At 69.6% G+C, this 26,564-nt stretch carries 27 protein-coding genes and 2 pseudogenes; 13 read left to right on the forward strand and 16 right to left on the reverse strand.

The genetic code is table 11. The annotated features are described in order from the left end of the window. Positions 1 to 76: 76 nt before the first annotated feature. The 5 genes from ACJX2R_RS31430 to ACJX2R_RS31450 are packed head-to-tail and all read right to left on the reverse strand — an operon-like array spanning position 77 to position 3,616. Positions 77 to 1,462 carry a hypothetical protein gene (locus ACJX2R_RS31430; protein WP_413102875.1) on the reverse strand — a complete coding sequence of 462 codons (1,386 nt, stop codon included), beginning with the start codon at positions 1,460 to 1,462 and terminating at the stop codon, positions 77 to 79. Between the two features lies 1 nt (position 1,463). Continuing rightward, positions 1,464 to 2,255: a hypothetical protein gene (locus tag ACJX2R_RS31435; RefSeq protein WP_413102876.1), complete on the reverse strand. Its 792-nt coding sequence runs from the start codon at positions 2,253 to 2,255 to the stop codon at positions 1,464 to 1,466. Positions 2,256 to 2,280: 25 nt separating this feature from the next. Continuing rightward, entirely contained in the window at positions 2,281 to 2,628 is a 348-nt protein-coding gene (locus ACJX2R_RS31440; protein WP_413102877.1) for a hypothetical protein, read from the reverse strand. Between the two features lie 47 nt (positions 2,629 to 2,675). Next, complete coding sequence (locus tag ACJX2R_RS31445) at positions 2,676 to 2,924, reverse strand: hypothetical protein (protein ID WP_413102878.1); 249 nt, start codon at positions 2,922 to 2,924, stop codon at positions 2,676 to 2,678. Next, a complete protein-coding gene (locus tag ACJX2R_RS31450) occupies positions 2,921 to 3,616 on the reverse strand; it encodes a DUF6668 family protein (RefSeq protein ID WP_413102879.1) in 696 nt (231 codons plus the stop codon). Before ACJX2R_RS31450 ends, ACJX2R_RS31445 begins: the two co-directional genes overlap by 4 nt. 451 nt (positions 3,617 to 4,067) lie before the next feature. On the opposite strand from ACJX2R_RS31450, the gene ACJX2R_RS31455 reads away from it, so the two are divergent. The 3 genes from ACJX2R_RS31455 to ACJX2R_RS31465 all read left to right on the forward strand — a co-directional run bounded on the left by ACJX2R_RS31455 (position 4,068) and on the right by ACJX2R_RS31465 (position 6,486). Further along, positions 4,068 to 4,646 carry a transglycosylase SLT domain-containing protein gene (locus ACJX2R_RS31455; protein ID WP_413102880.1) on the forward strand — a complete coding sequence of 193 codons (579 nt, stop codon included), beginning with the start codon at positions 4,068 to 4,070 and terminating at the stop codon, positions 4,644 to 4,646. A gap of 23 nt (positions 4,647 to 4,669) precedes the next feature. Further along, entirely contained in the window at positions 4,670 to 5,677 is a 1,008-nt protein-coding gene (locus ACJX2R_RS31460; protein ID WP_413102881.1) for a hypothetical protein, read from the forward strand. Positions 5,678 to 5,898: 221 nt separating this feature from the next. Next, positions 5,899 to 6,486, forward strand: a complete 588-nt coding sequence (locus ACJX2R_RS31465) for a sigma-70 family RNA polymerase sigma factor (RefSeq protein ID WP_413102882.1) — start codon at positions 5,899 to 5,901, stop codon at positions 6,484 to 6,486. Between the two features lie 33 nt (positions 6,487 to 6,519). Here the strand turns inward: ACJX2R_RS31465 and ACJX2R_RS31470 are convergent, their stop codons facing one another. From ACJX2R_RS31470 to ACJX2R_RS31480, 3 genes are read right to left on the reverse strand one after another with little or no spacing between them, the layout of a single operon-like run. Further along, positions 6,520 to 7,515, reverse strand: coding sequence for a hypothetical protein (locus tag ACJX2R_RS31470; RefSeq protein WP_413102883.1), 996 nt, complete (start codon positions 7,513 to 7,515; stop codon positions 6,520 to 6,522). Positions 7,516 to 7,554: 39 nt separating this feature from the next. Beyond that, the gene (locus ACJX2R_RS31475; RefSeq protein WP_413102884.1) at positions 7,555 to 8,217 is read right to left on the reverse strand and encodes a hypothetical protein; all 663 of its coding nucleotides are present in this window, start codon (positions 8,215 to 8,217) and stop codon (positions 7,555 to 7,557) included. Beyond that, the gene (locus ACJX2R_RS31480; RefSeq protein ID WP_413102885.1) at positions 8,214 to 9,263 is read right to left on the reverse strand and encodes an NlpC/P60 family protein; all 1,050 of its coding nucleotides are present in this window, start codon (positions 9,261 to 9,263) and stop codon (positions 8,214 to 8,216) included. The genes ACJX2R_RS31475 and ACJX2R_RS31480 overlap by 4 nt, the downstream gene beginning before the upstream one ends. A 160-nt stretch (positions 9,264 to 9,423) precedes the next feature. On the opposite strand from ACJX2R_RS31480, the gene ACJX2R_RS31485 reads away from it, so the two are divergent. From ACJX2R_RS31485 to ACJX2R_RS31510, 6 genes are all read left to right on the forward strand, one after another. After that, complete coding sequence (locus tag ACJX2R_RS31485; RefSeq protein ID WP_413102886.1) at positions 9,424 to 10,035, forward strand: DUF6668 family protein; 612 nt, start codon at positions 9,424 to 9,426, stop codon at positions 10,033 to 10,035. A 12-nt stretch (positions 10,036 to 10,047) separates the two neighbouring features. Continuing rightward, complete coding sequence (locus ACJX2R_RS31490) at positions 10,048 to 10,368, forward strand: hypothetical protein (RefSeq protein ID WP_413102887.1); 321 nt, start codon at positions 10,048 to 10,050, stop codon at positions 10,366 to 10,368. A gap of 124 nt (positions 10,369 to 10,492) precedes the next feature. Beyond that, positions 10,493 to 11,260, forward strand: a complete 768-nt coding sequence (locus ACJX2R_RS31495) for a hypothetical protein (RefSeq protein ID WP_413102888.1) — start codon at positions 10,493 to 10,495, stop codon at positions 11,258 to 11,260. After that, complete coding sequence (locus ACJX2R_RS31500) at positions 11,260 to 12,552, forward strand: hypothetical protein (protein WP_413102889.1); 1,293 nt, start codon at positions 11,260 to 11,262, stop codon at positions 12,550 to 12,552. The genes ACJX2R_RS31495 and ACJX2R_RS31500 overlap by 1 nt, the downstream gene beginning before the upstream one ends. Continuing rightward, positions 12,542 to 14,038, forward strand: coding sequence for an SCO6880 family protein (locus ACJX2R_RS31505; protein WP_413102890.1), 1,497 nt, complete (start codon positions 12,542 to 12,544; stop codon positions 14,036 to 14,038). Before ACJX2R_RS31500 ends, ACJX2R_RS31505 begins: the two co-directional genes overlap by 11 nt. Positions 14,039 to 14,070: 32 nt before the next feature. Beyond that, entirely contained in the window at positions 14,071 to 15,546 is a 1,476-nt protein-coding gene (locus tag ACJX2R_RS31510; protein ID WP_413102891.1) for an ATP/GTP-binding protein, read from the forward strand. Between the two features lie 150 nt (positions 15,547 to 15,696). Here ACJX2R_RS31510 and ACJX2R_RS31515 read toward each other — a convergent pair. The 5 genes and pseudogenes from ACJX2R_RS31515 to ACJX2R_RS31535 form a co-directional block, all read right to left on the reverse strand. Continuing rightward, positions 15,697 to 15,819: pseudogene (locus ACJX2R_RS31515) on the reverse strand (transposase); the annotation flags it as partial. Between the two features lie 306 nt (positions 15,820 to 16,125). Continuing rightward, the gene (locus ACJX2R_RS31520) at positions 16,126 to 16,665 is read right to left on the reverse strand and encodes a group II intron reverse transcriptase/maturase (protein ID WP_413102892.1); all 540 of its coding nucleotides are present in this window, start codon (positions 16,663 to 16,665) and stop codon (positions 16,126 to 16,128) included. Continuing rightward, positions 16,662 to 16,859, reverse strand: a complete 198-nt coding sequence (locus ACJX2R_RS31525; protein ID WP_413102893.1) for a transposase — start codon at positions 16,857 to 16,859, stop codon at positions 16,662 to 16,664. Before ACJX2R_RS31525 ends, ACJX2R_RS31520 begins: the two co-directional genes overlap by 4 nt. Positions 16,860 to 18,692: 1,833 nt before the next feature. Continuing rightward, positions 18,693 to 19,029: pseudogene (locus ACJX2R_RS31530) on the reverse strand (IS30 family transposase); the annotation flags it as partial. A gap of 692 nt (positions 19,030 to 19,721) precedes the next feature. Next, positions 19,722 to 19,931: a hypothetical protein gene (locus ACJX2R_RS31535; RefSeq protein WP_413102894.1), complete on the reverse strand. Its 210-nt coding sequence runs from the start codon at positions 19,929 to 19,931 to the stop codon at positions 19,722 to 19,724. 114 nt (positions 19,932 to 20,045) lie between these two features. Between ACJX2R_RS31535 and ACJX2R_RS31540 the strand changes: the two genes are divergently transcribed. Genes ACJX2R_RS31540 through ACJX2R_RS31550 form a run of 3 tightly spaced genes read left to right on the forward strand, consistent with a single transcriptional unit; the run spans position 20,046 to position 21,918 of the window. After that, positions 20,046 to 20,549: a CHAT domain-containing protein gene (locus tag ACJX2R_RS31540; protein WP_413102895.1), complete on the forward strand. Its 504-nt coding sequence runs from the start codon at positions 20,046 to 20,048 to the stop codon at positions 20,547 to 20,549. Next, on the forward strand, positions 20,546 to 21,241 hold the full coding sequence (locus tag ACJX2R_RS31545; RefSeq protein WP_413102896.1) for a hypothetical protein: 696 nt from the start codon (positions 20,546 to 20,548) through the stop codon (positions 21,239 to 21,241). The genes ACJX2R_RS31540 and ACJX2R_RS31545 overlap by 4 nt, the downstream gene beginning before the upstream one ends. Next, positions 21,241 to 21,918 (forward strand): RES family NAD+ phosphorylase, encoded by a 678-nt coding sequence (locus ACJX2R_RS31550; protein ID WP_413102897.1) that lies wholly within the window; start codon positions 21,241 to 21,243, stop codon positions 21,916 to 21,918. Before ACJX2R_RS31545 ends, ACJX2R_RS31550 begins: the two co-directional genes overlap by 1 nt. Before the next feature lie 289 nt (positions 21,919 to 22,207). On the opposite strand, the gene ACJX2R_RS31555 is transcribed toward ACJX2R_RS31550, so the two are convergent. The 3 genes from ACJX2R_RS31555 to ACJX2R_RS31565 form a co-directional block, all read right to left on the reverse strand. Further along, positions 22,208 to 23,068 carry an LLM class flavin-dependent oxidoreductase gene (locus ACJX2R_RS31555; protein ID WP_413102898.1) on the reverse strand — a complete coding sequence of 287 codons (861 nt, stop codon included), beginning with the start codon at positions 23,066 to 23,068 and terminating at the stop codon, positions 22,208 to 22,210. Positions 23,069 to 23,226: 158 nt separating this feature from the next. Then, positions 23,227 to 23,376, reverse strand: coding sequence for a hypothetical protein (locus ACJX2R_RS31560; protein WP_413102899.1), 150 nt, complete (start codon positions 23,374 to 23,376; stop codon positions 23,227 to 23,229). 269 nt (positions 23,377 to 23,645) lie between these two features. Further along, positions 23,646 to 24,695: a methyltransferase gene (locus tag ACJX2R_RS31565; RefSeq protein WP_413102900.1), complete on the reverse strand. Its 1,050-nt coding sequence runs from the start codon at positions 24,693 to 24,695 to the stop codon at positions 23,646 to 23,648. Positions 24,696 to 25,056: 361 nt separating this feature from the next. Here ACJX2R_RS31565 and ACJX2R_RS31570 point away from each other — a divergent pair, with 361 nt between their 5' ends. Further along, positions 25,057 to 26,289: a glycoside hydrolase family 19 protein gene (locus ACJX2R_RS31570; RefSeq protein WP_413102901.1), complete on the forward strand. Its 1,233-nt coding sequence runs from the start codon at positions 25,057 to 25,059 to the stop codon at positions 26,287 to 26,289. The last annotated feature ends 275 nt before the right edge of the window (positions 26,290 to 26,564 follow it).

Raw genomic sequence — 26,564 nt, forward strand, 5'->3', positions numbered from 1 at the left:
GTGAGGGCCGGTGGACGGGAGATGAGGGCCGGGTACGACGGGCCCCGGGGGAAGGCCGTCGTCGTACCCGGCCCGGTCAGGAGTTCGGGTCCCCGCGGCTCCCCGACGGGTCCCCCAGGCCCTTCTCCCCATCGGCGCCCTCGACCGCGCTCTTGGCGGTATTTTCGCCGTCCTGGACCTTCTGCGACGCCACCTGCGCCGCCACGGTCGCCGCCGTGGTCACCGCCATGATGCCGGCCGAAACCGCCATGGGGCCCGCCATGCCCTTGAGCGCGCCTCCGCCGCCTTTGCCGCTTTCTTGGTGCTCTTCTTCGTCGCCTCCGCCGCCGGAGCCGTTACCCGACCCGCCACCGGACCCGCCGGACGACCCGCCACCGGACCCGCCGGACGACCCCCCTCCGGACCCGCCGGACGACCCGCCACCGGACCCGCCGGACGATCCGCCGCCGGAGCCACCGGACGATTCGCCGCCGGAGCCCGAGGACTCGTCCGCGCTGGAAGACCCCTCGGAGTTTTTGGCTCCCTGGGCCTTCTTGCCGCCGGCCGCGGCGCCACCGACACCGCCACCCATCATCGCGGCAGTCATGGCGAGTTGGCCGCCCATGGACGACGCTCCGGAGGCGAGGGCGCCCATGGCGCCATCGCCGGATTTTCCGGACGAGTCGTTGCCGAGGGCGGCCGTCGCCGGGACAACCACTCTCATCAACGCCGGCAGGGCGATGGCCGACAGCAGCAGCAGGCCCATTCCCGCGATCTGGATGTCGACTTGGTCGCCACCCGCCTCGTCGATCATGACGGCCCCCGCATACAGCACGAGAGCGACCGTCGGCTTGTACAGCAGCCAGGCGACCATCCAGCCGACGTGCTTGCGCCACCACGTGCCGCCCCAGTCCGTCATGGACGCGGCGGCGGCCAGGGGAAGCGTGCCCATCAGAAGGATCATCACGCCGAGCCGGATGTACAGCAGGATCGTGTGGGCGATGCCGGAGAGGATCAGGAGGCACGCGATGATCAGCAGCAGCATGTTTCCGATATTGCCGCTGCAATCGATGCCGCTCATCAACTTGTCGAGGGCCTCGCCCAAGAGGTGGTCGGCGTAATCGTCCATGAGGACGGCGAACGTGGAGATCACACTGGACGCCGCCGCGCTGACCACGATGACGCGCACCATGCCCTTCAGCGCGGTCCGGCCGGCGTCGGCCTTGCGGTCCAGAGCCATCTTGGCCGCGGCGAAGAGGAGCGACCCGACTGAGAGATAGACGATGAGCCACCGTATTTCGCCGCTGATCACGTTCGATGAGGTCTTGTCGTGTGACCTGGGGTGCACGCCGGCGATGCCCTCGAAGATGTTGAGGGCGCTCCTCATCGCGAGCTGGGCCACGGTCTTGACCAACTCGCCGACGGGATTCGAGAACATCCCGAGGAAATCGACCGTATGGTCGCATTTCTCGGCCAAGTACATGTCAGCCTCCCCACATGACGAAGCCGCTGGGCGCCGCCTGCTTCGCGGGTGAGTAAGGGGCACCGTCGTCCTGCGGCATCACCTTCCAGTCGCCGTCGCGCCAGCGCACGGAGACCGACATCGACAGGTAGCCGCCAACAGGACTGGCGATGAGCAGCCGCACGGTCGCGGTGTCGCGCGAGTACGAGGACAAGGAGAAGCCGGCGAACCTCTCGATGGCGCTGTTCTCCTGGCTTGTCTGGTCGGTCGTCGCCTTGTCGGCGACGAACTTGTCGCGCGGCTCGCCGGGCACGAGCTGCTGTTCCGCGACGGTGCGCCAGGCGGCACCGCTCATCTGAACGGGAATGATGTGCGCCGCCAGAACCGCCCCCATGGGCGTGCGGGCGAAGCACCACCACATCCCCGCTTCGGCGCGCAGCGGTCCGGCCGACGGTGAGCTGGGCACCATGATGGCGCCCAGCTTCTTCCACCGCATGTCCGCGGGCTCGGCGGTCGGCCGCGAGGTGTCCCGGTCGTCGGTGCGGCAGTTCTCCGGCCGCCCGTCCGGGCCATGGCGGAGGTGCTGCGGATCGCCGGGGGACAGCGGGCCGCTGACCCCGGCCAGGGGGTCCGGGGCTGAGGTGTCCCGGCTGTCGGCCGTGGTGTCGGCGCCCTGGTCGTCCGTCCCACTCGTCAGGAGTGCCAGCAACGACATGGTCACGAGAAACCCCAGGAACGCGGCGGAGTTGATCCAGGCACGCTGTTTGTAGAAGGGACCGTCGGGCGGGACTTGTTTTCGTCGCGAGCCGAACACGTCGGTGATCTCTTTCTACGCTCGACTACTGCCCGCCGCCCCCGCCGTCGGGATTCTCCGCGAAGAAGAACGTGACGATGGGCCCCGCGGTGGCCACCAGGACGCAGCCGCCGAGAACCATGCCCAGGCGGCTGAGGTGTTCGGAGCCCTCTCCGCGCTTCACGGACATCGCCATCATCACTCCGGTGATCAGGATGCCCGCCACACCGGCGGCGGTGCCGGCCCAGGCGAGGACGCCCAACACCGTGTCGACCGCGCTGGCAAGCCCGTCGGGCGCGTTCCTCGTCGGCTTGGGGACCTTACCGGTGCCGTCACCTCCATCGGCGAGGTACGTCTGCCCGTGGACATAGAGGGAGAGCAGGGCGTCTTTCATGGATTCTCCGTTGTCGCAATGAGTCGTTTGAGAAGGTGCGTGGGCTCTTAGATGAGGTAGGGCACGACGAGGAATTCGACGAGCGGACCCGCTGCGGCCCCGAGGATGCAGGCGACGGCCACGACGACCCCTTCCCGGTAATATTCCGCGCCCTCGCCGCGGCGCAGTCGCATGGCCATCTGGATGCCGATGACGATCAGGCCTGCCACGGCGCAGGCGGTCACGGCCCATGCCAAGTAGCCGATCAGAGCGTCGCCCCCGTGCTGTGACGGGTCGAACTCCTTGGCCAGGTTCATCGCGACCTCCCCGCACGCCCGGACGGGGCCGCGAGGAGCGAGGCCAGCATGCGTACTTCCCTCGGAAGCCGCTCGACGTCCTCGCCGGCGCGCCAGGCCGGGATCCAGGGCACGCGGTGGACCTTGGCCGCCGAACGCAGCACACGCACCCGTCGGCCGAGTGCGCGCGGCAGCCGCCCCGGTGCGTCGGCGACGAGCACGACGGCGATGAGCCCCACTCCCGCGGGGTGCTCGGCCATGCGCAGCGCGTTCAGGGCCTGGGAGGCCGCCCGGGTTCCCGCGGCGTGGGTGCGCGCGACGAGCAGGACCCGTCCGGGCTCGCCCCGGGCCGGATCGGGCCATCGGCGGCCCACGTCCGCGCCGCCCAGCACGCGCGCGAGCGTGCTCGCGCCCGCGCCGCCGTGCGCGCTGACCCAGGCGACCTGATGGCCCCGGTGCCGCGTCGGCGCCTGTTCGGTCGGTGCGGCGGGCCAGGACGGCGCGGCCCGCGCGGCCCGCGAGGTGCGCCGGGAAGGCGCCTCGCGTGTGGACGGCGCGGCCGGTGCCGAGCGCTTGGCCGGCGCGGTTGGCGTGGCCCGTGCCGGGCGCCCCGATGGTGCGGTCGGCGCGCCGGGTGCCGGGGCAGCCTGCTTCGTGGTCGGTCCGCGGGCCCACAACTGCGGGCCGCCGGACGGCGCCGAAGGGACGCCCATGTGCGTCCACTCCTTCCCTCGTTTCACGTCACGCGACGGATTCGCATTGAACTGATGGGCCGCTGTGTCCGTTGCGGCATGCGGGGCTCGCGGCGGTCCGTCGGGCAGCCACTACGGGAAATCGGGCGACCTGGTTCAAGGTCTCCGGTGACGCGTGTCGTGCGGGTCGGGTGTCGGCAGTTGAGCGAATGGGATGTGACCGGTCGTGAGTGGAAGTTCCGGGGAGTCGCCGGAGGCCTCCCATGCGAAGTCGACGAACACGGCGCTGCTGGTCATCGGCCTCGGGGCAGCGGCGGGATGCATTATGTTTCCCATAATGCTGCTTTTGCTCGCAGGGGCGCTCATCGTTTCTGGCATTGGGCACCTTTTTTGGCCCCTTGTGATCATCTGTGACCTTTTCAAGGCCTGCGGCGGAGGCGATGACGGTGGGGGCGGGAAGAGCGACCAGGTCGTGGCGGTCAACAGCGGCGACGGGCGGGACGAGTTGTACTCCCCGGCCGTGCCCCAGGACCTGCTGACTACCGTCCGGGACGCCGGGCAATTGTGCTCACAGATCGGCCCCGTCGTCATCGCCTCGCAGATCCAGCTGGAGTCCGGGTGGAACAAGAAGCTGGTCGGCACCGACGGGGCCGAGGGCATCTCCCAGGTGCCGCCGGACAAGTTCGAGGAATTCGGCGAGGACGAGAACGACAACGACAAGACCTCGGGCCTGGACCCCGAGGACTCGATCATGGCGCAGGGCCGGTACATGTGCTCGCTGGCCAAGCAGATCGACACGCTCCTCGACACCAAGCAGGTCAAGGGTGACCCCCTCGACCTGACCCTGGCCGCGTACGACGTCGGCCTCGACACGATCAAGGAGGCGAAGGGCATTCCGGATGGCTCCCCCGCGAACGGTTACGTCACCGGCGTCAGGAGCTCGTTCGCCTTGTACGCCGGTGTCATGAAACCGCCGGAGGGGGAGGACTACCCCACCATGAGCCCAGCGCCCATGCCCAGCGGGTCGTCGATTCCCACGGACGGACAGTGACCAGTACAGCGAGGAGCAGCACCGTGTCCGGCGAACGGGCCCGCCAGGGCCGGCAGGACCACGCCCCACACGACGACACATCGCGGCGGTCGCCCTCCCCCTTCGAGGTGCTGATGCGCCGCAACGGCACCGTGGTCCTCGACGGCGATCCCCTCCGCGTACCTGCGGGCGAACCGGTCCACACCGCCGTGCTCGACACGCTGCACCGCCACGCGCGGGCCCGGGGCGAACCGGTCGAGGCGGTGATCGACAACCGGCAGGCGGGGGACCTCACCCGCATCGAGGTCGCTCTCGACGGGTCGAGCCGGATCGTGTGGTACGAGGGACAGCGAGAGGAGCACGAGCCGGATCCAGGACCTCCCCCCGGGCCGCGCCGAGCCGACCCCCCGCCGGACTCCGAGCCGCTTCCGGCCGGCCCCGCGCTGGCCGAATGGCCGTCGGCCGACCCGCCGTTGGCCGAACCCCGGTCGGCGCAACCGCCCTGGGCCACCAGGCCGTCCCCGGACGCGATCCCGTCCGCTGACGGTAAACAGGGCCCCGGAGGGGACACCGGTGTCCAGGCGGTGCCGGACCAACTCGCCGACTTCGTGACGCACATCACCCGTGCCATGGACGCCGGCGCTCTCGAACGCGCCGCGGCGCTCGCCTTCCGGTTGCGGGGACACGCGGCCCGTACCTTCGGCGACGAGCACCCCTTCACCCTCGAAGCACAGGCGCTGGACGCGTTTACGGCACACCGATGCGGGAATTACTCCGCCGCGACCACCATGTGCCTCGAACTCGCCCGGATCCGCCACCGGCAGGGTGACCCCCGCGCTCATGAGGAACTGATGCGCGCCCTCGCCGCCTGGCGGCTGATCGACGACCCGGCATCCGCCGCCGACCACGGGCGGGAGCTGCTCGCCGTGTGGTCCGGGGTTGCGGAGCAGGGCGGTGACGCCGCGGAGGACGCCAAATTGATGCGTGACGTCAAGCGCCGTATACACGCCCTCTCCGCCGCGGTAGCCACGCCGGAAACCGGAGCGACCTGAGAGGGAACGCGCAGGTCAGCGGCGCGTATGTCACGGAAGAGCCGCTTCCGTCGCCGCGGTATCCGGACCTCCGGATCGCCGGAATCGGCTGCTACCCAAGTCAATCGAACGTCAAACCGATGTGGAACTCCGCTCGAAACACTCACCCCGAATCGCGGCCTCCGAGCCCCGCTTGGAGGCATGGCCTCCACGAGGTCACGAATCGAGGGAGTAGCACGAACGTGAGTTGGACCATGATCGGTTCCTCGGGGACGGAGAGCGCCCGGGAACGCGCGCTGCGCACGCTCTACGCCGAGCAGGCGGGCCCTCTGTACGCCTACGTGGTACGGCTGTTGGGGGGTGACGGGTACCGGGCAGAGGACGTGGTGCAGGAGACGCTCCTGCGCTGCTGGCGCACGCAGGACCTGAACGCCGGCCAGCCGCTGCGGCCGTGGCTGTTCAGGGTGGCCCGCAACCTCGTCATCGACGACTACCGGTTGCGTATGACGCGCCCCCAGGAGGTCAGTGGCATGGCCTGGCTGGACGACCTGGTGATCAGTCCCGACGACGTGGACTGGCTGCTCTCCTCCCTGCTTCTCAGGGAGGCTTTCCGGCAACTGTCGCCCAAGCATCGGGAAGTGCTGTACGAGACGTACTACTCGGGCAGGTCGACGCGGGAGGCGGGCCAGTTGCTCGGTATTCCGCCGGGCACCGTCAAGTCGCGGACATATCACGCGGTACGTGCCCTGCGGCTGGCCATGGGCGTCGTCGAGAGCGCCGACGACGAGGTCGGTGAGAAGCCCGAGTGGGCGTACCCGTCCGCGGCGTGACGCGGGACCGGGCGGGGGTTTCGAGGTCTTCGCTCACCCCATCGGCCGGGCCTGCACCGCGGGCCGTTCCCAGGTCAGGACGGGACGGGGCCTTGGCAGCGCGGGTGATTTCGCCACGGAGGGTTCCCGCGTCCCGGGCCCGTTCGCGTCGTGGGCACTGGGCGCGTGAGGCGCGTGGGGCGTATTGGGTGCGCTGCGGGCCGTGTGGGCCTCCATCAGCCGCGCCTGGTGTGCCACGGCGGCGGTGAGCGCGTCGCCGGCGCTGCCCGGGATCTGGTTGCGCATGCGGATCACGGCGTCCCCGGCGGACAGCGCCTGCTCCGGGTCGGTGATCTGCCGCCACAGCGCTTCGGCCCGGCCCGCCACCGCCTCAGCCTGCTCGCCGTCCCCTTGGTAGTACCAGCGCTCGGCCACGTCGCGGTACAACCGGACGCCGCCGACCGGGTCCCCGGCCAGGGCGGTGACCCGGGCCCGGACCTCGCGGATGCGCAGTGCGTCGGGGTGGGAGACCCCGAGGGCGCTCGCGGCCTGCTCGTCGAGTTGCGCGACGAGACTGGTGGCCTGGTCGACACGGCCCGCCTCGAGGTGGTCCGTCACCTGGGACAGGGACTCCACCACCTGGGACAGGGAATCCGTGCGTGCTCCGGGCCCCATCCGTGCGCGGGATCCGGCCCCGGAGCTTTCGGAGGCCGCTGCCGCCGGATCGGTGGCAGCCGCCTTCGCCGCGCGTTTCGCGTGGCGCTTCCTCGGCACCGCGGCGCGCGGGCCATCGCCCGGGATCTCGCCCACTTCTCCGTCGGGTGAGATGGTCAGGTGCCATACGGTGCCGTCCGGTTCGGTGGCCCTGGCCCGCACGGGACGGCCGAGCCTGGCGGCCACGTCGGCCACCGTGTGCACGGCGGCGGCCCGGGTGGAGTGCCCCGACGTGGATATCAGAGGGCCGGAGGAGAGGACCCGGCCGTCGTCGTGCACGGTGAGGTCGTAGACCGGCCAGGCGGGTATGTCCGCGGGCTCGCGCGTCGTGGGCATGCGGTTTCCTTCGTGCTGGTGGACGGAGACGTCCGGGGGCTAACGGACGATGACGTCGGCGACCCGCCATGCCGTGCCGGCCGCCGCGCGGGTGAGGTGTACGTATGCCGCGACGGGGACAGGCCGGCCGGTCCACTGGTCGCGCCCCGACGGGGTGGTGATGACGGTCCACTGCCGCCACGCCTCGGTGCCGGTGTCGGTGGGCTTGGCGGCCTCCTCGGCCTGCTCCAGCTCGACGGTGCCGTAGGCCCGGTGGCGGACCCACTCCTGCCACTGGGCGCCGGGGTCCGACTGGGGTTGCCGCGAGCGCAGCCGGTTCGCGTACGCCTCGGTCAGCCAGCCCGCGTCCGCCGCGCGCAGCTCGGCGTCGTGAGGACCGCGGTCGACGGCGGTGTCGAACGTCCACAGCGCGGTGAGCACGCCCCGGCTCACCGCGTCGGCGTCGGTCTGTTCGACGTCGCCGGGGCGGGGTGTGCCTCCCCTGGGCGTGCCGGTGGGCCGGGAACTCGGGGACTCGGGTGCGGTGGTGCGGGCGGCGGAGGGAGTCGGATACGGGCCGGTGCCGGTCGCGGCGGGAGACGGCGTCGATGAGCGTGCGCGCTCTTCACCGCCGCTGTCCGAACCGCACCCGCTCGCGGCGAGGGTGAGCGTGAGCACTGTCGCCGCCGCGGCGGTGATACCCCGCGGGCTGGAGGACGTCATCCGAACCGTCTCACTTTCTGGGGCTTGCCGGCGTAGTAAGGGTCGTCGAGGCTGCTGATCTTGACTACGTCACCGGTCTTCGGTGCGTGGATGAACTGCCCCTGGCCGATGTAGATGCCGATGTGGTCGTAGCTGTCGCCGAGCTGGAACCCGATCACGTCGCCGGGCCGTATGCCGTCGCGGGGTACGGCCTTGCCGGAGGTGACCTGGGCCTGGCTGACGCGTGGCGGGAGGATCGCGCCGCCGCTGGCGTGGTAGACCGCGTACTGCACGAGGCTGGAGCAGTCGAACCCGACCGTGTCCGCGCCCTGCGCGAATCCGCGCCCGGGGCCCTCCGGCCCGCCGCCGCCCCACGAGTACGGGGTGCCGAGCCATTTCTTGGCACCGGCCACCACCCGGCTGCCGAACGAGCCGTTCGCCTCGCCCGGTTGGCCGCCGCTGTACCGGGCCATCGCCGTGATGATTCTGGTGACGTAGTTCTGGGTCTCCGGGTACGGGGGCACGCCTTTGTACTCCTTGACCGCCGCGGGGCCCGCGTTGTAGGCGGCGAGCATCAACCGGGTGAGGTCGCCGCCGAGGCGCATCTCCTTGACCTCGTCCGCGAGCCAGCAGTCGTAGCGGGCCTGGGTCATGATGGCGTCACCAGGGGTGAACGGGTCGGCGGTACCGTCCGGTCGCGAACCGCCGTCCTTGCCGGCCGCGTCCACGCCCCACGTCGCCCAGGTGGCGGGGATGAACTGGCTCAGCCCCCGGGCGTCGGCCGGGCTCACGGCGGTGGGGTTCCAGCCGGACTCCGCCTCGATCTGCGCGGCCACAAGCGGAGCGCTGACCTCCGGGCAGAGTTCGCCGGCGCGCTTGATCCACGACACGTACTCGGGCGGTACGCGCCCGGGTTTGAGCCCGGGGGTGAACCCCACCGGTGCGGAGTCCTGTTCCCGGCCCACGGCCCCCAGCACCGACAGACAGACCAGGGAGCCGACCAGCCCCAGGACAGCGCATCCCGTGACCAGCGTCGCCGGTCCCGCCCGGCCGGGGCGGCCGTTCATCTGTGGCACCCCGCATGATCCGCTGCCTCCGGGAGAGTCCTGTGATCCGACATGGGCGAATCAATCCTTATGCTTCCTAAGGTACAAAAGATGTATTTGCGGATTATTGTCAACTTATGTATATGCTTGGCCTGTTGTGTCGGCGGTCGAAGGAGGTTCCTTGGCAGGGGATGCGCAGGTGGTCAATCCCTGGCTGCCGCAGCCGGGCCCTCCGGGGGGCACCAACGGGAAACCCCGGCAATCGGTTCAAGGCGCGACCACCGGACTCACCGGCCCGGCGGCACCTCAGGGTGCCGGAGTCCCGCGGCCGGAGCGGGCACTGCCCGTCACCCGGCCGCGGCCGGACGACGGGCTGGCGTGGTGGTGGCTGGGCGTGCACGGCGGCGCCGGTGTCAGCACGCTGGAGCGGGCCGTGCCCGGTGGCCGGGACTCGGGCCGCGCCTGGCCGGCCACCGGGGAGCCGGAGCCGGTCGTGCTGGTCGCCCGTTCCAGCGCGCACGGCCTCGGAGCCGCGCAGAACGCCGCTCAGCAGTGGGCCTCGCGCATGGTCACCGGCGTCGACCTGCTGGGCCTGGTCGTCGTGGCCGACGCCCCCGGCCGACGCCCCCGGATCCTGCGGGACCGAGTGCGGCTGGTCTCCGGCGCCGTGCCCCGACTGTGGGAAATCCCGTGGGTGGAGCCCTGGCGGCTCGGCGAGACGCATCTGCCGCAACTGCCCAAGGAGTGCGTGTCCCTCGCGCGCGACCTGAAGCGACTCACCCAACTCGCCTAGGAAGGTATCGAGTTGTCCAGCCTGCTGGCGGCCGTGACGGACGCCTCCCCGTATCTGGCCCATGTGGCCGCAGCCTCCCCGCAGCCCTCAGGCGTGCCCGACGTCGGCGGGGGAGAGGCACCGCCCGGAGCCAACGACCTGCTGAAGGTGCTGAAGTGGGTGGCCTGGAGCGTCACCGCCCTGTGCGTCGCGGGCATCTTCGGCGTCGCCGCCCGGATGGCGGTAGACCATTCCAAGGGCGGCGGCCGCGAACACGCCCGGGGACTCGGCTTCGTGCTGGGCGCGTGCCTGCTCATCGGCTCCGCCTCGGGCATCGTCGGCGCGCTCGTCTAGGCGCCGACGGGACCTGGGCGCCGACAGGACGTAGGCGCCGACGGACCCGGGCGCCGACGAGGCAGGCCGCTCATCCGTCCGGCCGACCACCACACCGAACCACCCATGAGGATGGGGAAGAACCATGGCAGACTCCGGCACCCGCGCGGCGTCCGACGAGCCGCGCAGCCCGTGGCTGCGTACAGGCTTCATCCTCGCCGCCGCGTTCATCGGCTTCGTGACCGTCATCGGAGGGGCGGTCGTCGCCACCTCGGACGCCTCCGGCGAGGACGACCGCTCCACCGCTTCCCAGCCGCCCCCGGACCGTGCCGCCGCCCCGTCGTCCCGCTCCCCGGAGGATGGCGACGGCGACGACTCGTGCCCCCGACTGGCCGATGAGCGGCAGGACGTGCCCACCGCCGCCCCCCGGGGTGTGACCTGGGACCTGTACGGCGCCGTCGCCCTTCCCTCGTCCAAGGCAGCGGGCCCGGCCGTGGCCGGCGAGGACGTGGCGCGCTGTTACGCGCGCACACCCGTCGGCGCCCTGCTGGCCACCAGCCAGATCAGCGTGCGCTACCTGGCCGCCGACGACTGGCGGAAGGTGACCCTGACCCAGACCGTCGGCGCGGGCCGCGACGCGTACATCGCCGAGCGGACGAAGGCGGAGGAGAGCGCGTCCGCGGACCGGGACGGCGGTGCCCACGGGCAGATCGCTGGATTCAAGTTCGTCACGTACAACGACACCACGGCGGTGATCCAGACCGTGTGGCGGTTCCCGGACGGCCGGATGCAGGCCGCCACCACGACGGTGCTGTGGCGGGGCGGCGACTGGCGGCTGGAGTACCCGGCCGCCCCCGCCGCCGCCACCCCCGTCGACTCCCTGGCCGGATACGCCGAGTGGGGAGGTGTGTGATGGCGGGCTGTGACTTCGGCTGGGTGGCTCCCTCGGTGGGCGGCTACTGCGTGGGGGACGGCACGGGGACGTCCCCGGACGACCTCGGCGGCAGCGCGTTCGACGACATCGCCGAGAGCGCCGCGAAGGCGGCGAGCATCACCGTCAAGGCGCTCGGCGGCGCCTGGATGAACCTGGGCAGCCCCGATCTGGGCGACGACGCCGGACCGGTGGCGTTTCTCCGTGGCTCCACGCTGTGGTTCACCTCGTTCACCGCCGTACTGTGCCTGCTGGTGGCGGCCGGGCAACTCGCCTGGCAGCGCCGTGGCGAGCCGGCCCGGCAGGCTCTTCAGGGGCTGCTCAACCTGGTGGTGGTCTCCTCAGCCGGGGTCGCCACCGTCTCCCTGCTGACCTCGGCGGGGGACAAGTTCAGCGTCTGGATCATCGACAGGTCCACCGGTTGCCGGCAGATCAGCGCCACCGGGGAGCCGGTCGCGAGTTGCGTGGCCGAGTTCGACAAACGCACCTCGGCCATGCTGGCCCTGGGCGGCACGGACTCGTCGTTCCTCGTCCTGGTCATGGCCATCCTGGTGGTCGTCGCCACCGTGGCGCAGATCGCCCTGATGGTCGTGCGGATGGCCATGCTGGTGATCCTCACCGGCACACTGCCCCTGTCGGCGGCAGCCAGCTCCACCCCCGTCGGTCGGGTCTGGTTTCGCAGGTCCGTGGGCTGGCTGCTCGCCTTCGTGCTGTACAAACCGGCCGCGGCCGTCGTGTACGCCGCCGCCTTCTCGATCACCGGCCAGAAACAGGACGACGAGGTCGTCTCCATGGTCTCCGGGGTCGTGCTGATCGTCCTCGCCTGCTTCACCCTGCCCGCGCTGATGAGGTTCACCGCCCCGGTCGTCCAGGCGGCCGTATCCGGCACGGGCCGTGCGGCGAAGGCGTCCGCCGGAGCGGGCGGCCCGGCCGCCGCGGCCACCGGGGCGCTGCCCGTACCGCACCTGCGCGGCCTGGCCACCGGCCGGTCGGTGGCGGGGGCCGCCGTGAGCCGGGAGGCCACCGGCGCACGGGCGGGCGCTACGCAGGTCGCGCGGGGCGTCGACGGGGCAGGCGTGACGTCGGACGGGGCCCGTGGAACGCCGGACCGCGGGCGTGCCATGACACCACTCGCCCGGCCGGCGGCGAAGGACACCGTGGCGGAGGACACCACCGAGCCGCGGTCCGAGGACCGGGAGGAGACGGCGCCCCCGCTGCCGGTGCCGGTCCGGCAGTATCCCGACGACCAGCAGGAGACACCCCGTGGCCACTGAAGAACTCACCCCGCGCACCTACGGCAACTTCCGCAAGCCGCGCAGCTCCGGCCTGCGTGGTCTGTCCCTCGGGGCGACGATGCTGCTGTTCGCCGGGATGATCGCCGTGGTCCTGGCCACGCTGATCTCCATCTGGGTCGCCCTGGCCCTGGCGATGTCGTTCGCCGTCGTCCTGGCCCCGCTGGCGGTGAAGGACCGGCACGGCCGCACGCTCATGCAGCGCGGCGCGGTCCGCCTGGCCTGGTGGCGCACCACCAAGTCCGGCGGCCACCTGTACCGGTCGGGTCCGCTGGGCCGGTCCGGGTACGGCACCTGCGAACTGCCCGGCCTGGCGGCCGCGTCGAAGCTGACCGAGGCGCGGGACGGCTACGGCCGCCCGTTCGCCATGGTCACCACTCCGGCGACCGGCCACCACGCCGTCGTCATCTCCTGCAACCCCGACGGAGCCGCCCTCGTCGACGAGCGGCAGGTCGACACCTGGGTGGCCCACTGGGGCCAGTGGCTGTCCGCGCTGAGCGCCGAGCCCGGCCTCGTCGCCGCGAGCGTCACCGTGGAGACCGCCCCCGACTCCGGGGTCCGGCTCCAGCAGGAGATCGCCGCCAACACCGCGCCCGATGCCCCCGACCTGGCCTCGTCGATGCTGAACGAGGTGGTGACCGACTATTTCGCGGGCTCGGCGCAGATCACCACGCGGATCGCGCTGACGTACTCCGGCGCGGCCCGCCCGGGCTCTCCCCGCCGCAGCGCCGAGGACATGGCGGTGCACATCGGCACCCGCCTGCCGGGCCTGACCGCCGGGCTGTCCATGACAGGCGCCGGCACGGCCGTACCGATGACCGCGACCGAACTCGCCGAGGCGGTGCGCGTCGCCTACGACCCGGCCGTGGCGCCTCTGGTCGAGGAGGCGCAGGCCACCGGCGGCACCGGGCTCACCTGGAGCGAAGCCGGTCCCATGGCGGCCCAGGAGGCGTGGGCGCACTACCGTCACGACGGAGCGTTCAGCGTGACCTGGGCCATGACGGAGGCCCCGCAGGGCGAGGTGTTCTCCAACGTCCTGACCGGGCTGGTACAGCCCAACCGCGACATCGCCCGCAAGCGCGTCACCCTCCTGTACCGCCCGCACACCCGGGCCGAGAGCGCCCGCGTCGTCCAGCAGGACTACAAGAACGCGCTGTTCAGCGCCCAGCAGTCGCAGATCGGCCAGGCGCGCGACGACGCGGAGGTGACCGCGGCGCGCAGGACCACCGAGGAACAGGCCCAGGGACATGGCGTGATCCGCTTCGGCATGCTGATCACCGCGACCGTCAACTCCGCCGAGGAGCTGCCGAAGGCCGCCGCGGCCGTCGACCACCTGGCCCCCGCCGCCCGCATCGCGGTGCGGCCCGTCTACGGCTCGCAGTCGGCGGCGTTCGCGGCGGCGCTGCCCCTGGGCCTGGTCCTGCCGCTGCACACCGCCCTGCCGCAGACGGTACGCGACGCGATGTGACGTCGGCCGCCCGACAACTTACGGAGAACCCGATGGCACGCACGACCAAGCAACCCCGCCCGCCGCACCCCACCGCCCGTGGCTGGCCCGGCCACGGCGGCGGCATGGTCGGCTATGTCGACCCCGCGCCCGAGTGGCGCGGCACCTCGGTACAGGTGTGCGGCCTGTGGCCGTTCGGCGCGGGCGCCGGAACCCCCATGGTCGGGGTACCCCTCGGTCGTGACCTGGACTCCGGGGCCACGGTGTGCTGCGACCCCGTGTCATGGTTCATGCGCACGGGGCTGCTGGCCAACCCGTCCATGTTCGTGCTCGGCCGCCCGGGACTCGGCAAGTCGACGGTCGTACGGCGCATGGCACTCGGCCTCTCCGGCTACGGTGTCCACCCGCTGATCTTCGGTGACCTCAAGCCCGACTACGTGGACCTGATCAGAGCGATCGGCGGGCAGGTCATCAGCCTGGGCCGGGGCCGCGGCAACCTCAACGTCCTGGACCCCGGCGAATCCCTCCAGGCCGCGGGCCGGCTCACCGGCGACGCCCGCGGCCGGCTCCTCGCCGAGATCCACGGCCGCCGCCTCCACATGGTGTCCGCCCTGGTGACCATTCTGCGCACGGCGCCGCCGACGGACCGTGAGGAGACGATCCTCTCGACGGCGCTGAACGTCCTGGCCGACCGCCACGGCTCGGGCTCGGGCGGCTCAGGCCGCGTTCCGGTCCTCGGTGACCTGGTGCGGGTCATCAAGGACGCCCCGGAGGCCGTACGGTCGGTCGCCCTGGACCGAGGCGACATGAACCGCTATCGGGACATCACGGAAGACCTGGAGGCGTCGCTGACCGCGTTGCTCGGCGAGGGCCGCCTGGGCGGCACCTTCGCCCAGCCGACGACGGAGGCGATGAAGCTGGACCGCCCGGTCTGCTTCGACGTCAGCGGCATCGACGACAGCGAGGTCCTGCTCCAGGCGGCGGCCCTGCTGTCCTGCTGGTCGTACGGGTTCGGCGCGGTCGCCGCGGCACACGCGCTCGCGGACGCGGGACTGGAGCCGCAGCGCAACTACTTCCTCGTCATGGACGAACTCTGGCGCGTCCTCCAAGCGGGCCGCGGCCTGGTCGACCGGGTCAACGCCCTCACCCGCCTTGACCGCCAGCGCGGGGTGGGCCTGGCCATGATCACACACTCCATCGACGACCTCCTGGCCCTCCCCACGGAGGAGGACCGCACCAAGGCGAAGGGCTTTGTGGAACGCGCCGGCATGGTGATCTGCGGTGGCCTGCCGCCCGTCGAGATGCCGCAACTGGCCCAGGTCGTGGAGCTGACAGAGGCGGAGAAACGACTCCTGGTGGACTGGTCAACCCCACCCGCCTGGGATGCCACCAACGGCCGCCGAGCCGACCCACCCGGCCTCGGCAACTTCCTCATCAAGGTCGGCAGCCGCCCCGGAATCCCGCTGCACGTGGACCTGACGGCGGCGGAGCTGGAGGTCAACAACACGAACAAGAGGTGGAACAAGTAGCCGTGCCCGGCGACACCGCCCAGCGGAGCCGTGGGGCCGGTGGCGATTGAACCGTAGCAGTCAGGTTGGCGACGATCCACTGCCACCAGCACGGCAGCAGGCCGGAGGACGACGTGGTGAAGTTGTTCAGCGGTATTCACAGCACATTACTGAGGCGGTGTCCGAGGCCAGGTGCAAGGACACGCCCGCCTGGCAATTGGTGACCTTGCCGGCGGTGCCTGTGTACTGCCGCGACACACAGGCCGAGGTGTCGCCGTCCTTGAGTAGTTGGGTCGGGGAGGGGACGCCGTGCACCTTCCCGGGTGTCGGTTTTCCCGTCCCCGCCCGCCGAGTGAAGTAGGCCGCCGACGAGGTGCCCGTGGTGCGGGCCCTTTTCCGACAGCCCCTTCCCGAACGGAACGGGCGAGTTTCCCCGCATTCCGCTCTCCAGTGATCACGTCCGTTTAAGAGCGGTGAGCCGCCCGGCGTGAATGTCTTCATGGCAGCGTCGGCAGATCACCAGGGTCTTTCGCCGTCGCACAGCCATGGACTGCGTCCGGGATTCGCACATCTCGCAGCATTCCGCAAGGAGCCGATGGATCAACTCATTGCGTCTGCTGCTGGCCATGACGGGTTCAGGACGGTGAGGGTCGCTGTGCGTTGTTGTTTGAGCGGGATCCCGCCGAGGCGGGCCACCAGTGGCTTCCTTCCTCGATCCCGTTCAACCATGACCTGAAAACATGTGCGCGGCCCGTCGGGCGTCTCGATCAGTCTCTTGTACTTCCGAGCCGTCTTCGTGACCGTGCTGCGGGACTTCCCGGCCAGGGTCTTGAGCATCGAAGTCTCCATGACCCATCGGAGCCTGCCCAGACGAAACACATCCTGGGCCAGGAGGTAGTACTGGACGACACCTTGGAACTCGGGCCTCTCGGCGCCCACAGGATAAAGGCGACCGGAAGAGGAGAGGCCACCGGATAAGGCACTCTCCAGCACTGCGGCGCGACCCATCCACCAGATTCGGCAGGCCGCTGACGACTCACGGGGCTTCAACCACCGGTTCAGTTTCCTTACGCCCATTCCGTCTTCGCTTGCGGGCACGAACCGTCTGGTGGTGTCGATCCGCCTTTCATCGATGATCAAGACGGTCGTCTGATCGCCGGGGCCATCCTCCAAGCGAGGCGGGCCCGCACATGCGCCGGATCCCACGGGCTGGTGGTGATGAAGTGAGCCAGGGCCTGGCGGTTGTCGTCCTCGCCCAGCCGGGCCGCCATCGGCTCCACCGATGTGCGCTGCCCATCCAGCAGCGGTCCCCGCAGATAGAGACCCCGGCCCACCGGCAAATGAACCCGACCAAGCCCTACTAGCAAGCCGACGGGCCGTCAGCACGATCGAGCCTGCGAGTTATCGTAGGCGCCGTTGGCTGTGACTGCTTGAGTAGTGGTGATCCTGCTGCCCGCTGGGCCACGAGGAAGAATTCGAATGGCCAGACGTCTGCTCTGGTTGGGTCGCCATGGTCCACTGCGCCGAGGGATTGCCGTGCGGCACCCCAGCCTGGTCCAGGATCCCTTCCATCCTCCGCTCGTATCGAAACCCCCTTCGCAGCCACTTATCCGTGGCCTCGGCATGGTTGCTCTCGGCCGTTTCGCGCCTTATCTCGTAAGCCTCCCGCGGAGTCGGCACCTCCCTACCACGTCCCCTTCGTACAAACCCACGCGGCCCTTCCGGTACAGGTTCCTCATAGACCCGGTCCACCGCCTGTCCGGTCGCCTTGAAATACGCTTCCGCAGAATAGGCTTCCGTGCTCAACTTTTGCGTTTCATGATCTGCGGTGCCCAAGAAAATGATCGCGCCTCGGTGGTAGTTTGATGCGCGCAATTCCTCAAGTGAAATCATCGCTTCCGATTGAGCCGGGGTGTAAACAGGCAATTTTCCTGCCCCTCCTTCTGTCGCCAACGGCGGCACGGAAGTGCCACCCGTGTGCTCGCGAAGCGCTCGGGCTCGGTACAGCGTTCGCGAAACGGACTCGCGCCTCACGGGTTCTGTGAGGCCCTCCACGGACAACAACGTGTAGGAAACAGATCGGTTCAATCGGCGCGAGTATCGGGACGAGTCTGTAGTAGGGCTTGGTCAGGCTGCGGTTGAGGATGACCACTGCTGGCACGAGTTGGCAAGCCGGGGGCCACAGGACGTGGCAACGTTCCCCGTACGAAGATCACCCCGGGGTGTGCACATTCTTCTGTGGCACCCCGGGCTGTGACCGCGTCCTGGGCGGGGTGCTGGCCGACCACCCCGGTCCAGATGGGACCGGGGAGTGCGCCGACGCCGCTTGGGCCAATGTGGTGTTGGACGGGGACGCGGTATGGGTATTGGCCTCTGGTCGGCCGGTCGAAGTCGCTGGCGGAACACGCCTGGCACGGGGGGCGGCCCTGGGAGTCTCATCCAAGACGCTAGCTACTAGAGGGGGGAGTGGGGCCCTCGGAGCAGTAGTGGGAGGGGGAGTTCCGGCTGGCTGATTGGCTGGGCCCGGTGGCTGTTGGGACGCCACAGGCTTACGGCGGATCGGCTTGCCCGCCCTTGACTGCCGCGTGGCCGACAGGGCGGAGTTGAGCGCCGCCGACGACTGCGGGTTCGGTCCGTAGGGTGGCCGATTGAGGGGCGGCGCTTGAGCGGGCGGCGGCACCTCATAACCTCGGTGAGCCTGCCACATCTGTTGGCCTTGAGGAGGCTGCTGGGGTTGGGGTCCCTGCCTCCGCCTCTCGGCAGACTCCAGTGGCTCCTGTCCCTTCGCGAGCCTCTCCTCCGCGTATTCGATCGCCGTCTTCACGACAGCACTGCCTATTTTGTGCACCAGACCCCCCCTGGCGTCACGCAGGTTACGCAGGAAATCCAGGAGCCGGGCCGTGATGCGGATTTGGCGACTGGGTTGCTGCTCAGGCGGCATAGGCGTGTCCTCCTCCGTGTCGTAAGCGACCAACGCTCAAGGGCAACACGGATTTTCCCCGCGGTTGGTTCATTCGCCCGACTTCGGCGCCGGCTCGCACCGGTCCGAAGACAAACGTGCCCACCGCTCAAGGACGCGCGGTCTCCGCCGGGAGCGGGGCGAGGGTGAGCGGGACCCGGCCGTGGCGGCGGATTCCAGGGGTCGTTGCAACACGTGGTCGTGTTGATCAGGCCGTGAGCAGTTGGTGCAGGCGCTCGGCTGGGGTTTCCCAGCCGGGCTTTTTGCGTGGGCGGCCGTTGAGTTCGGCGGCGACGGCATCGAGATGCTCGCGGCTGTGGGCGTACAAGTCGGAAGTACTGCCGCAGCAGGCCGTTGGTGTTCTCGTTCGAGCCGCGTTGCCAGGGGGTGGCGGGGTCGCAGAAGTAGACGGGGATGTTGGTGGAGACGGTGAAGGAGCCGCGGGCGGCCATTTCGGCGTTATGGTCCCAGGTCAGGGAGCGCATCAGGTGAGCGGGCAGGGCCTGGACGGTATCGGTGAGGGCGTCGCGGACGTGTTCGTGCGTCACCTCCGACAACGAAGCGACACCGGGAACGGTTCACCCGGACCGGATCCCTTGGCGGCGTCGGCTCAGTCGCGCCGTAGAGCGGCATCGAGGTGTCGGGAGCGCTGTGAACCACTTGGCCGCTCAGCCCGTTGTAAGTGGTGATACCGCTACCCCCGAGCGGTTCTCTCGGCGGGACGGGTCCTGGCGCGACTACCTCGAGTTGCCAGGATCCGTTCCGCTGGCAACGCCGTACCATGATTCGCCTGTCTGCGGCTACCGCCGCAAAGGGATCAGGTCTCCGTGAAGAGCGGGCTCGCGATCTCCATTGCGAGTGATCGCGAGAAGGCCGGTGCTGGGCGATCCCCGGGCGGTTGGCGGGCGAATTCTGGCAGGAACGCAGATCAAGGTCTTAATCGGGCAGGTGTGGGGTCATCATGAAGTCATGACCGGAGGCCACACGGATGGACTGTCCCCAGCGAGCAAAGCCGTGGCGCGAGCCGTCCGGCAGAGACTGCTCGCCGAGCCTTCCCCTTCGCTCGATGAGCTCGACCGGCGCTGGGCCGCGGATCCCGCGGGACTGATCCTGCTTGAGGATCCCCAGCGTGGGCCGCGTTGTCCGTCGTTTCAGTTTGACGCTGAAGGCAGCCCTCTTTCCGTCGTGCGCCGGATTAATCGGCTGCCGATGTCGGTGATGGCGGCCCGCCAGGGCTTCAGCTGTCCAGGAAGCACAGGATCGGGTGGAACCCGAACCCGTGCTTGTGGGTGGCTTGCGGTCTGCTCCTTTGGTCGGGTCGCCGATAGCCATCGGCGAGCATCACCGCCACGTCCACCGCGATCCGTCCAAGGTGTGCCGCGCGGCCGGAGGCGGCGCAACTCCACAGAACAACCACGCCGCGCGCTGATCGCAGGTTGCTGCTCAAACACATTGACAAATGCTGCCCTTGGAGATGAACGAAGCCCACACTGAACAGGGTTCTGGGCAGTCTGAGATGGCGCGCCGTCTGTTGATGTTCTCAAGTTGTGAGGGAGTACCGGTGGGGGAAGAAGAGGAGAGTGGCGGCGTTCAGGCGTTGCGGGCCTGGGCCGACGAGGCCGTCGTGCGGGCGCAGGCATTGCCGCCGAGGCCGGATGCCGTCGTTGGCCCCTCCCGCGCGTATGACGGCTCGGAGACCGAACGGACACCCTCGGACCACCAGTTGACCGTTCTGAGCACCCGCGACTACGACGGGGCCTTGACCCTCACCACGGCGTTCGTCTCGGGCGGCGCGCGTGATGTCGTGGGCTCGCGATGGACCGCCAGGGATGGCGCGTCGGTGCTGTTGATGGCGGACTTCCACCGTCATCTGCGGGCCGGTCTCAGCCCCGCCCACGCACCGCGGGCCGCGCGGCTGTGGATGCTCGACCCGGACCGGACGGATCCGGGCTGCCTGAGCGACGAGCTACGGTTGGACACAGGCCACCCCGGCCTCCAACATTCCGCCACCTGGACCGCGTTCATCCATCAGGGCCACCCAGGTCGTGGAAAGGAGCGCGTATGACCCCGGGGGAGGACGGCGGGACTAGGGTGCTCGGCCTCATCGACGAACACCTCGACAGCATCCGCGCCCAACTGACCGACGAGCGGTACCAGCTCCTGCTCACCCGCCTGCGCGCGCTCGCCGACACCCCGCCGGACGACTCCAGGTCCGTACGCCGGGCTTTTCAGGCCCTATGCCTCTGCCTGGTGCCGCTGCCGTTCGACCATCCGGTCCGGGAGGCACTGGACTCCCTACGGCTCGCCGGTCCGGCGCCTGTCGGTCACCCGGCCATCCTGCGGACGCGAGATCTGCTGGCCCGGCTTACGGCCGGCCCATCATCGACCCCCGACACCACGGTCGTCATCATCGCCGCCGTCGAGCGCAGACTGCTCCAAGCACCCGCGCTCTCGGCCGCCGAGGTCCGCGGCCGGTACCGCGGTTCGGCGCCACCGCCCGAGCTGATCCGGTTGGCCGACCCCAACCTCGGCGGCCGTTACCCGGAGTTCCAGTTCGAACCCCGGGGCGGAGCGCCGTACCAAGTCGTCCTTGAGGTCAACCGGGTGCTGCTCGCCGACGCGGACCCGTGGGGAGCCGCCGACTGGTGGCTGAGCGGCAACGCGTGGCTGGGCGGCGGGCCGCCCGCCGCCCTCATCGGTATCCGGCCGGACCGCGAACTGGTGGACGCCGCCATCGCGTTGGTGGAGGGGGACTGATGCATGAGGGAAGCGTGACGCTCTCCATGTACCGCTTCCGGCCGCACTGGGAGGTGCTGCCCGCCGGTACCCAGCTGTGGCGGATGCACTCGTCCCGGTTCGCGGCCGAGGAGTTCAAGCCGTTCGACCCTGACGACCCTGCACCCGGGCGCTTCCACGGCACGCCGGAGGATCCGTACCCCTGTCTGTACGCGGCCACGGACCCGGAAACCGCCCTCGCCGAGACCCTGTTGCGCTCGGTCCACTATGACCTTGAGATCGGTATGCGACTGGTGCCCTGGGTGAAGGTGCGGGGCAAGTCGCTGAACGTGGTGCGGACCCGGTGCGAGTTGAAACTGGTTTCGCTGTGCTCCGGAGCCGCCCTCGCCGCCGTTTGCCAAGACAACAACCTGCTGGAGGGCGAAGGAGAGAAGCACTACAGGGACACGCGCAACTGGGCGCGGGAGATCCGGGCCCAGGTGCCCGAAGCGATGGGGATGATCTGGGGCTCGAGGCGCAACCTGTCACGGTTGGCCCTGGTGCTCTTCGGAGACCGCCTCGCGGGCTGCGCGGACGGACCGCTCGAAGCACTTCCGCACCGCAGCATCCCGAACCTCGGCTCTCCGAACGGGATCAAGGAGGCCAACCAGTTGTTGGAACCCCTCCGTTCGGCGATCAAGGAGCCGCTTCACCGCTGAGCCCCATTGATTACACGTCAATTCTTGTAGGCCTGCGGATGGCGCGACGGGCAGGACTGCTGAGACTCCGCAGCCGCGAGCCGCGCACCCTGGAGTCGGCTGCGGCCTCTTCGGGGGGCCGCGCGCACTCATGAGGGGGAGCGTTCTCGCGTCGATGTCGGCCTCGCCGCCAGCGACGCAGCCATCGAGCCAGCCCCGTACGCGAACAGCTCAACGCTTCCGCCAGTACCCCAGGGTGACGAGCTGTCCGGGTGCGTTCTGGCAGCACTACCCAAGGGACCCACGAAGCTCAGAGGACGACTTCGGCGAGCCGTCCCACCTCATGGGTGTCGGCGAGCGCCGGGGTGAAGATGATCTCGTCAACTCCGAGTTCCGAGTAAGCCTTCACCGCGTCGCGCACCGCGTCGGGCCCAGCGCAGATGCCACTGTCGACGATGTCTATGGTCCGTTGGCCGGAGGCGCTGTAGTAGTGCTGTACGTTGGCCCGTCCCTGTGCGACATCGCTGAAAACGTAGTACGCGATGGCGACAAGCCGCGGGGATCCTTCGCGGCCCGCCTTCTTCCACGCGGATCCGGCCGCGTCAAACATCTTGGCGGCCATCCCCACGGGCGCCGACGGGCCGATGTATCCCTCACCCCAGCGTGCCATGCGCTCGAAGGAGGCGGGAGACCCGCCGCCGAACATCAGGGGCACACTGCGTGTGCCGGCGGGCACCAGGGGATTCGAGGCGCCTCCGACCGTCTCTCCGCGCCAGATGCTCCGGTAGACCTCAAGGTCGCGGTCGAGCCGCTTGCCCCTGCCGCGTGGCCCCAGCCCGTCCACGAGAAAGTCGTCGGAACGGGCGCCGACGCTGATGCCAAGAGTGAGACGGTTGCCGGATACCGCGTCGATACCGGCCACTTCCTTCGCCAGGAGCACCGCCGGCCACATCGGTGCGGCCATGATATGGCTGATCAGCCCAATCGTGCTGGTGGCGCCGGCCGCGGCGGCGAGTGCGACGGTGTCCATGAGGCCCGGGTACGCAATGTGGCCGATAGATCCGAGCGACGAGAATCCTGCCTTCTCGGCCCTTGTGGCCCATGTGGGAATGATCGCCGGGTCCATCTCGCGCACCTGATTGGGCAGTCCTATACCAATTTTCATGCCCATGGCTCCTTACTATGCACCAGAAAAGTGGCAGGGGGTTCGGCGCGTGATTCGCCGGATGCGCCGCACTCATCGGCTGCACGTATCCCTTGCTTTCTTGCTTGCCTCGGCGGCGGTGAATGCCGAGATCTCGTATCCGGGTCTCTCGATGGCGGGCGATGTCAGCGAGCGGCAAAGACTTTGCGCTGGTATCGCTTCAAGACGATCGGGCCGACCCTGGACATCACCGCGAATACTGGAGGGGTGATGGCTTCCTTGAACAGTGCGCGGTGGTCGTCGGAGGCATCCCGCAGCATCATTCCGAACAGCACGGGAATCTTCGCGCGGGGAACGTCGCCCAGCCCCCTGTTGCCGACCTCGGCCCACTCATCGGCGGTCAGACGATGGGTGCCACGTCCTGTGGCCCCCGGCTTGCCAACTTGGGCCAGCAGCGAATCACGCAGGGACCGGCAGAGGAGGTCACCAGGCTCGGGCCTGGTGCCACCTGCCGTGTCCGCGGTCCGGTCCCCTCCACCGACTCCCGGCGCCGGTCCGTACGGGCCGAGACTGGACTGTCCAATCGGAAGGGACAACCTTTACGTCAGACGGGCGCGGCCTCCAGCACGGAGACCAGGGACGCGGACGACGACACCTTGACGAGTTCCAGCCCGGCTCGGTGGAACAGGGCCTCGAACTCCTCGGCGCTGCGCTCCCGTCCGGTCAACAGTGCCATCATGTTCAGATCCATCAGCGGCTCCAGACCCGGCTTGCCGACCTCGTCGATCAGCAGCTCCATCACCAGCACCCGCCCGCCGGGCCGAAGCGCCTCCCGGCAGTTGCGCAGGATCCGTACGCAGGCATCGTCGTCCCAGTCGTGGAGGACGAATTTCAGCAGGTGCAGATCGCCGGAGGGCACCTGATCGAAGAAGTCGCCGCCCACGAAGGCGAACCGGTCCGTGACCCCGAGACTCTCGGCGGAGGCGTCCGCCTCGGTGCCCGCGTGCGGCAGGTCGAGCACCATCCCGGTCAGTCCCGGATGCCGCCGCATCAGGGTCTGGACGAGGTTTCCGCCGGCGCCGCCGACATCCACGGCGACCTCGGCGTCCTTGATGTCGATCACGTCGGCCAGCTGATGGGCCAGATTGTGTGTCATGGCGGTCATGGAGTTGGTGAAGACCTCCGCCTCCCTGGGCCGGGTGGCGAGCCAGTCGAAGAACGGCGCGCCGAGGGCGGCCCCGGCCGGGGTGGTGCCGGTGCGTATCGCGTCGGCGAGCCGCCCCCAGGGCAGCCAGTGCGATTCGGCACCGCCCCACAGCGCCAGATCACGCAGCGACCCGGGCTTGTCGGTACGCAAGGTGTCGAGCAGGGACGTGCTCTCGAACCGTTTCCCGTCCGTCGAGGTGGCCAGGCCGAGCGAGGCGCACGCTCGCAGAAACCGGAACGTCGAGTCGGGGTCCAGCGACTCCGCCGCGGCCACCTCGGCCGCGGTGGCCCCACCCGGGTGGAGATGGTCCGCGATGCGCAACTCGGCTGCGGTCCGCACCACCTGGGTGACCCAGTACCCGGTCATCATCTGCATCATCCGCCCCGTGTCACCCACAGGCGGACGGGCTGAACCAGCCGCAACGAACGGATGCTCGAACAGTGCCATGTCATTCTCCTCGACTTGGAAGCGGTGTGCGCCCAGGAGACCCGGGGCGTAGGTGGCCCACAGCACCTCCCACCGAGCCGCTCCATCGCGCGGAGCGGCCGGAGCGGCCACCTGTGGAGAACGAACGGATGGACACTGAGAGCGGTTCAATGGGCGGCCACCACCCCACCGTCGCGGAAGCCCCTCGGCCGTCCGAAGCCGACCGCCTCGGGGTTCCGCGAGTACAGGGCGAGCGCGGCGACTTGACGACACCACAGAACCGTTTATGCCTCACGGCCGTAGAACCTGCGTCAGGCAACAAGGGGGCGCCTTCTCCCGCGGATCCGCCCCAGCCTTCACGGCAGGACCGAGGAGTGAGTCCATGATGTCCACCACCCCCCGCCTCAGGTGGCACTTCCCCAGACAGTTCGTCCGGGTCGCCCTCGCGACGGGCGCCGTCGCGGCGGCCGTCGCCATCACGTTGTTCGGCGGCGCACCCGAGAAGCTGCTCGCGGCGTCCGGCGCCTCCGCGTCTCAGGGGCCGGTCACCGGCCTGGCCGGCAAGTGCCTCGACGTGGCGGAAGCGAAGAGGGACAACGGCACCGCTGTCCAGCTTTTCGACTGTAACGGCACCGGCGCCCAGCGGGTGTCCAACCCAGGTGACGGGACCCTGCGGGTACTCGGCAAGTGTCTGGACGTTCTCGGTGGGGGTACCGCCGACGGGACGCCGGTCCAGTTGTGGGACTGCAACGGCGGCCCCGGCCAGCAGTGGGTGGTCACCGAGGCCCACGACATCGTCAACCCGGCCGCGGACAAATGCCTGGACGTGCGTGACAACAACAGCGCCAACTGGACACGCTTGCAGATCTGGACCTGTGCCGGTACCGCGAACCAGAAATGGACTGCCCTGGCGGGGGCACGGCACACACCCGCCCATGTCGTTCCCCAGACGCGGAAGCCGAGTGACTCCGTTCCCCGGACGCGGAAGCCGAACGCGGGCTTCGTCGTGAGCGAGAAGCAGTTCAACGAGATGTTCCCGAACCGGAATTCCTTCTACACCTACGATGGGCTGATCTCGGCGTTGAACGCCTACCCCGGATTCGCCACCACCGGCAGCGATACCGTCCGGAAGCAGGAGGCCGCCGCCTTCCTCGCTGACGTCGGCCATGAGACCGGCGGCATGGTGCACGTCGTCGAGCAGAACAAAGCCAATTACCCCGGCTACTGCGACCCCGGCAAACCCTATGGCTGCCCTGCGGGACAGGACTCCTACTACGGCCGCGGCCCGATCCAGCTGAGCTGGAACTACAACTACAAGGCGGCGGGCGACGCGTTGGGTATCGACCTGCTCGGCAACCCCGGGCTGGTGCAGAACGACGCGGCGGTGGCCTGGAAGACCGGCCTGTGGTACTGGAACACCCAGTCCGGTGCCGGCACCATGACCCCGCACGACGCCATGGTCAACCAGGCCGGCTTCGGCCAGACGATCCGCTCCATCAACGGCAGCCTGGAATGCGGCGGCGGGAACCCCGCCCAGGTACAGAGCCGCGTGGAATCCTACCACCGCTTCACGCAGATCCTCGGCGTCGCCCCCGGGGACAATCTCTCCTGCTGAGGCGTTACGGCGTACGCAGAGGCCACCATCTACGGCTGTGCCCTGACCGGGCGTCCGCATGCCGCAATTGGTGAGCGTCCTCCTTCCCACTATGCCGGGCAAAGCCGCCGCCGACCTATAGCTTCTGCGAGAGACGAATTCATGAGCGCACCCTCCCCTCACGTGGGGACGCGGAATGCGAGGCGGTCAAGGGCGACCTGATCGCCACCACGTCACTGACGAGGGCGCCGACGGCCGCCCCGGAATTCTCCCGGTGGAGGTCACCGGCCGCGACG

This window comes from Streptomyces sp. Inha503, from assembly GCF_047215865.1.
Classification (GTDB): Bacteria; Actinomycetota; Actinomycetes; order Streptomycetales; family Streptomycetaceae; genus Streptomyces; species Streptomyces lycopersici.

What these genes read in the sequence shown, in the direction of transcription:
- ACJX2R_RS31495 (WP_413102888.1), top strand. Translation starts at nt 10,493, where the DNA reads ATGGCAGACTCCGGCACCCGCGCGGCGTCCGACGAGCCGCGCAGCCCG.
- ACJX2R_RS31555 (WP_413102898.1), bottom strand. Translation starts at nt 23,068, where the DNA reads ATGGGCATGAAAATTGGTATAGGACTGCCCAATCAGGTGCGCGAGATG.
- ACJX2R_RS31475 (WP_413102884.1), bottom strand. Translation starts at nt 8,217, where the DNA reads ATGACGTCCTCCAGCCCGCGGGGTATCACCGCCGCGGCGGCGACAGTG.
- ACJX2R_RS31450 (WP_413102879.1), bottom strand. Translation starts at nt 3,616, where the DNA reads ATGGGCGTCCCTTCGGCGCCGTCCGGCGGCCCGCAGTTGTGGGCCCGC.
- ACJX2R_RS31440 (WP_413102877.1), bottom strand. Translation starts at nt 2,628, where the DNA reads ATGAAAGACGCCCTGCTCTCCCTCTATGTCCACGGGCAGACGTACCTC.
- ACJX2R_RS31500 (WP_413102889.1), top strand. Translation starts at nt 11,260, where the DNA reads ATGGCGGGCTGTGACTTCGGCTGGGTGGCTCCCTCGGTGGGCGGCTAC.
- ACJX2R_RS31570 (WP_413102901.1), top strand. Translation starts at nt 25,057, where the DNA reads ATGATGTCCACCACCCCCCGCCTCAGGTGGCACTTCCCCAGACAGTTC.
- ACJX2R_RS31480 (WP_413102885.1), bottom strand. Translation starts at nt 9,263, where the DNA reads ATGAACGGCCGCCCCGGCCGGGCGGGACCGGCGACGCTGGTCACGGGA.
- ACJX2R_RS31545 (WP_413102896.1), top strand. Translation starts at nt 20,546, where the DNA reads ATGACCCCGGGGGAGGACGGCGGGACTAGGGTGCTCGGCCTCATCGAC.
- ACJX2R_RS31470 (WP_413102883.1), bottom strand. Translation starts at nt 7,515, where the DNA reads ATGCCCACGACGCGCGAGCCCGCGGACATACCCGCCTGGCCGGTCTAC.
- ACJX2R_RS31430 (WP_413102875.1), bottom strand. Translation starts at nt 1,462, where the DNA reads ATGTACTTGGCCGAGAAATGCGACCATACGGTCGATTTCCTCGGGATG.
- ACJX2R_RS31565 (WP_413102900.1), bottom strand. Translation starts at nt 24,695, where the DNA reads ATGGCACTGTTCGAGCATCCGTTCGTTGCGGCTGGTTCAGCCCGTCCG.
- ACJX2R_RS31445 (WP_413102878.1), bottom strand. Translation starts at nt 2,924, where the DNA reads ATGAACCTGGCCAAGGAGTTCGACCCGTCACAGCACGGGGGCGACGCT.
- ACJX2R_RS31510 (WP_413102891.1), top strand. Translation starts at nt 14,071, where the DNA reads ATGGCACGCACGACCAAGCAACCCCGCCCGCCGCACCCCACCGCCCGT.
- ACJX2R_RS31550 (WP_413102897.1), top strand. Translation starts at nt 21,241, where the DNA reads ATGCATGAGGGAAGCGTGACGCTCTCCATGTACCGCTTCCGGCCGCAC.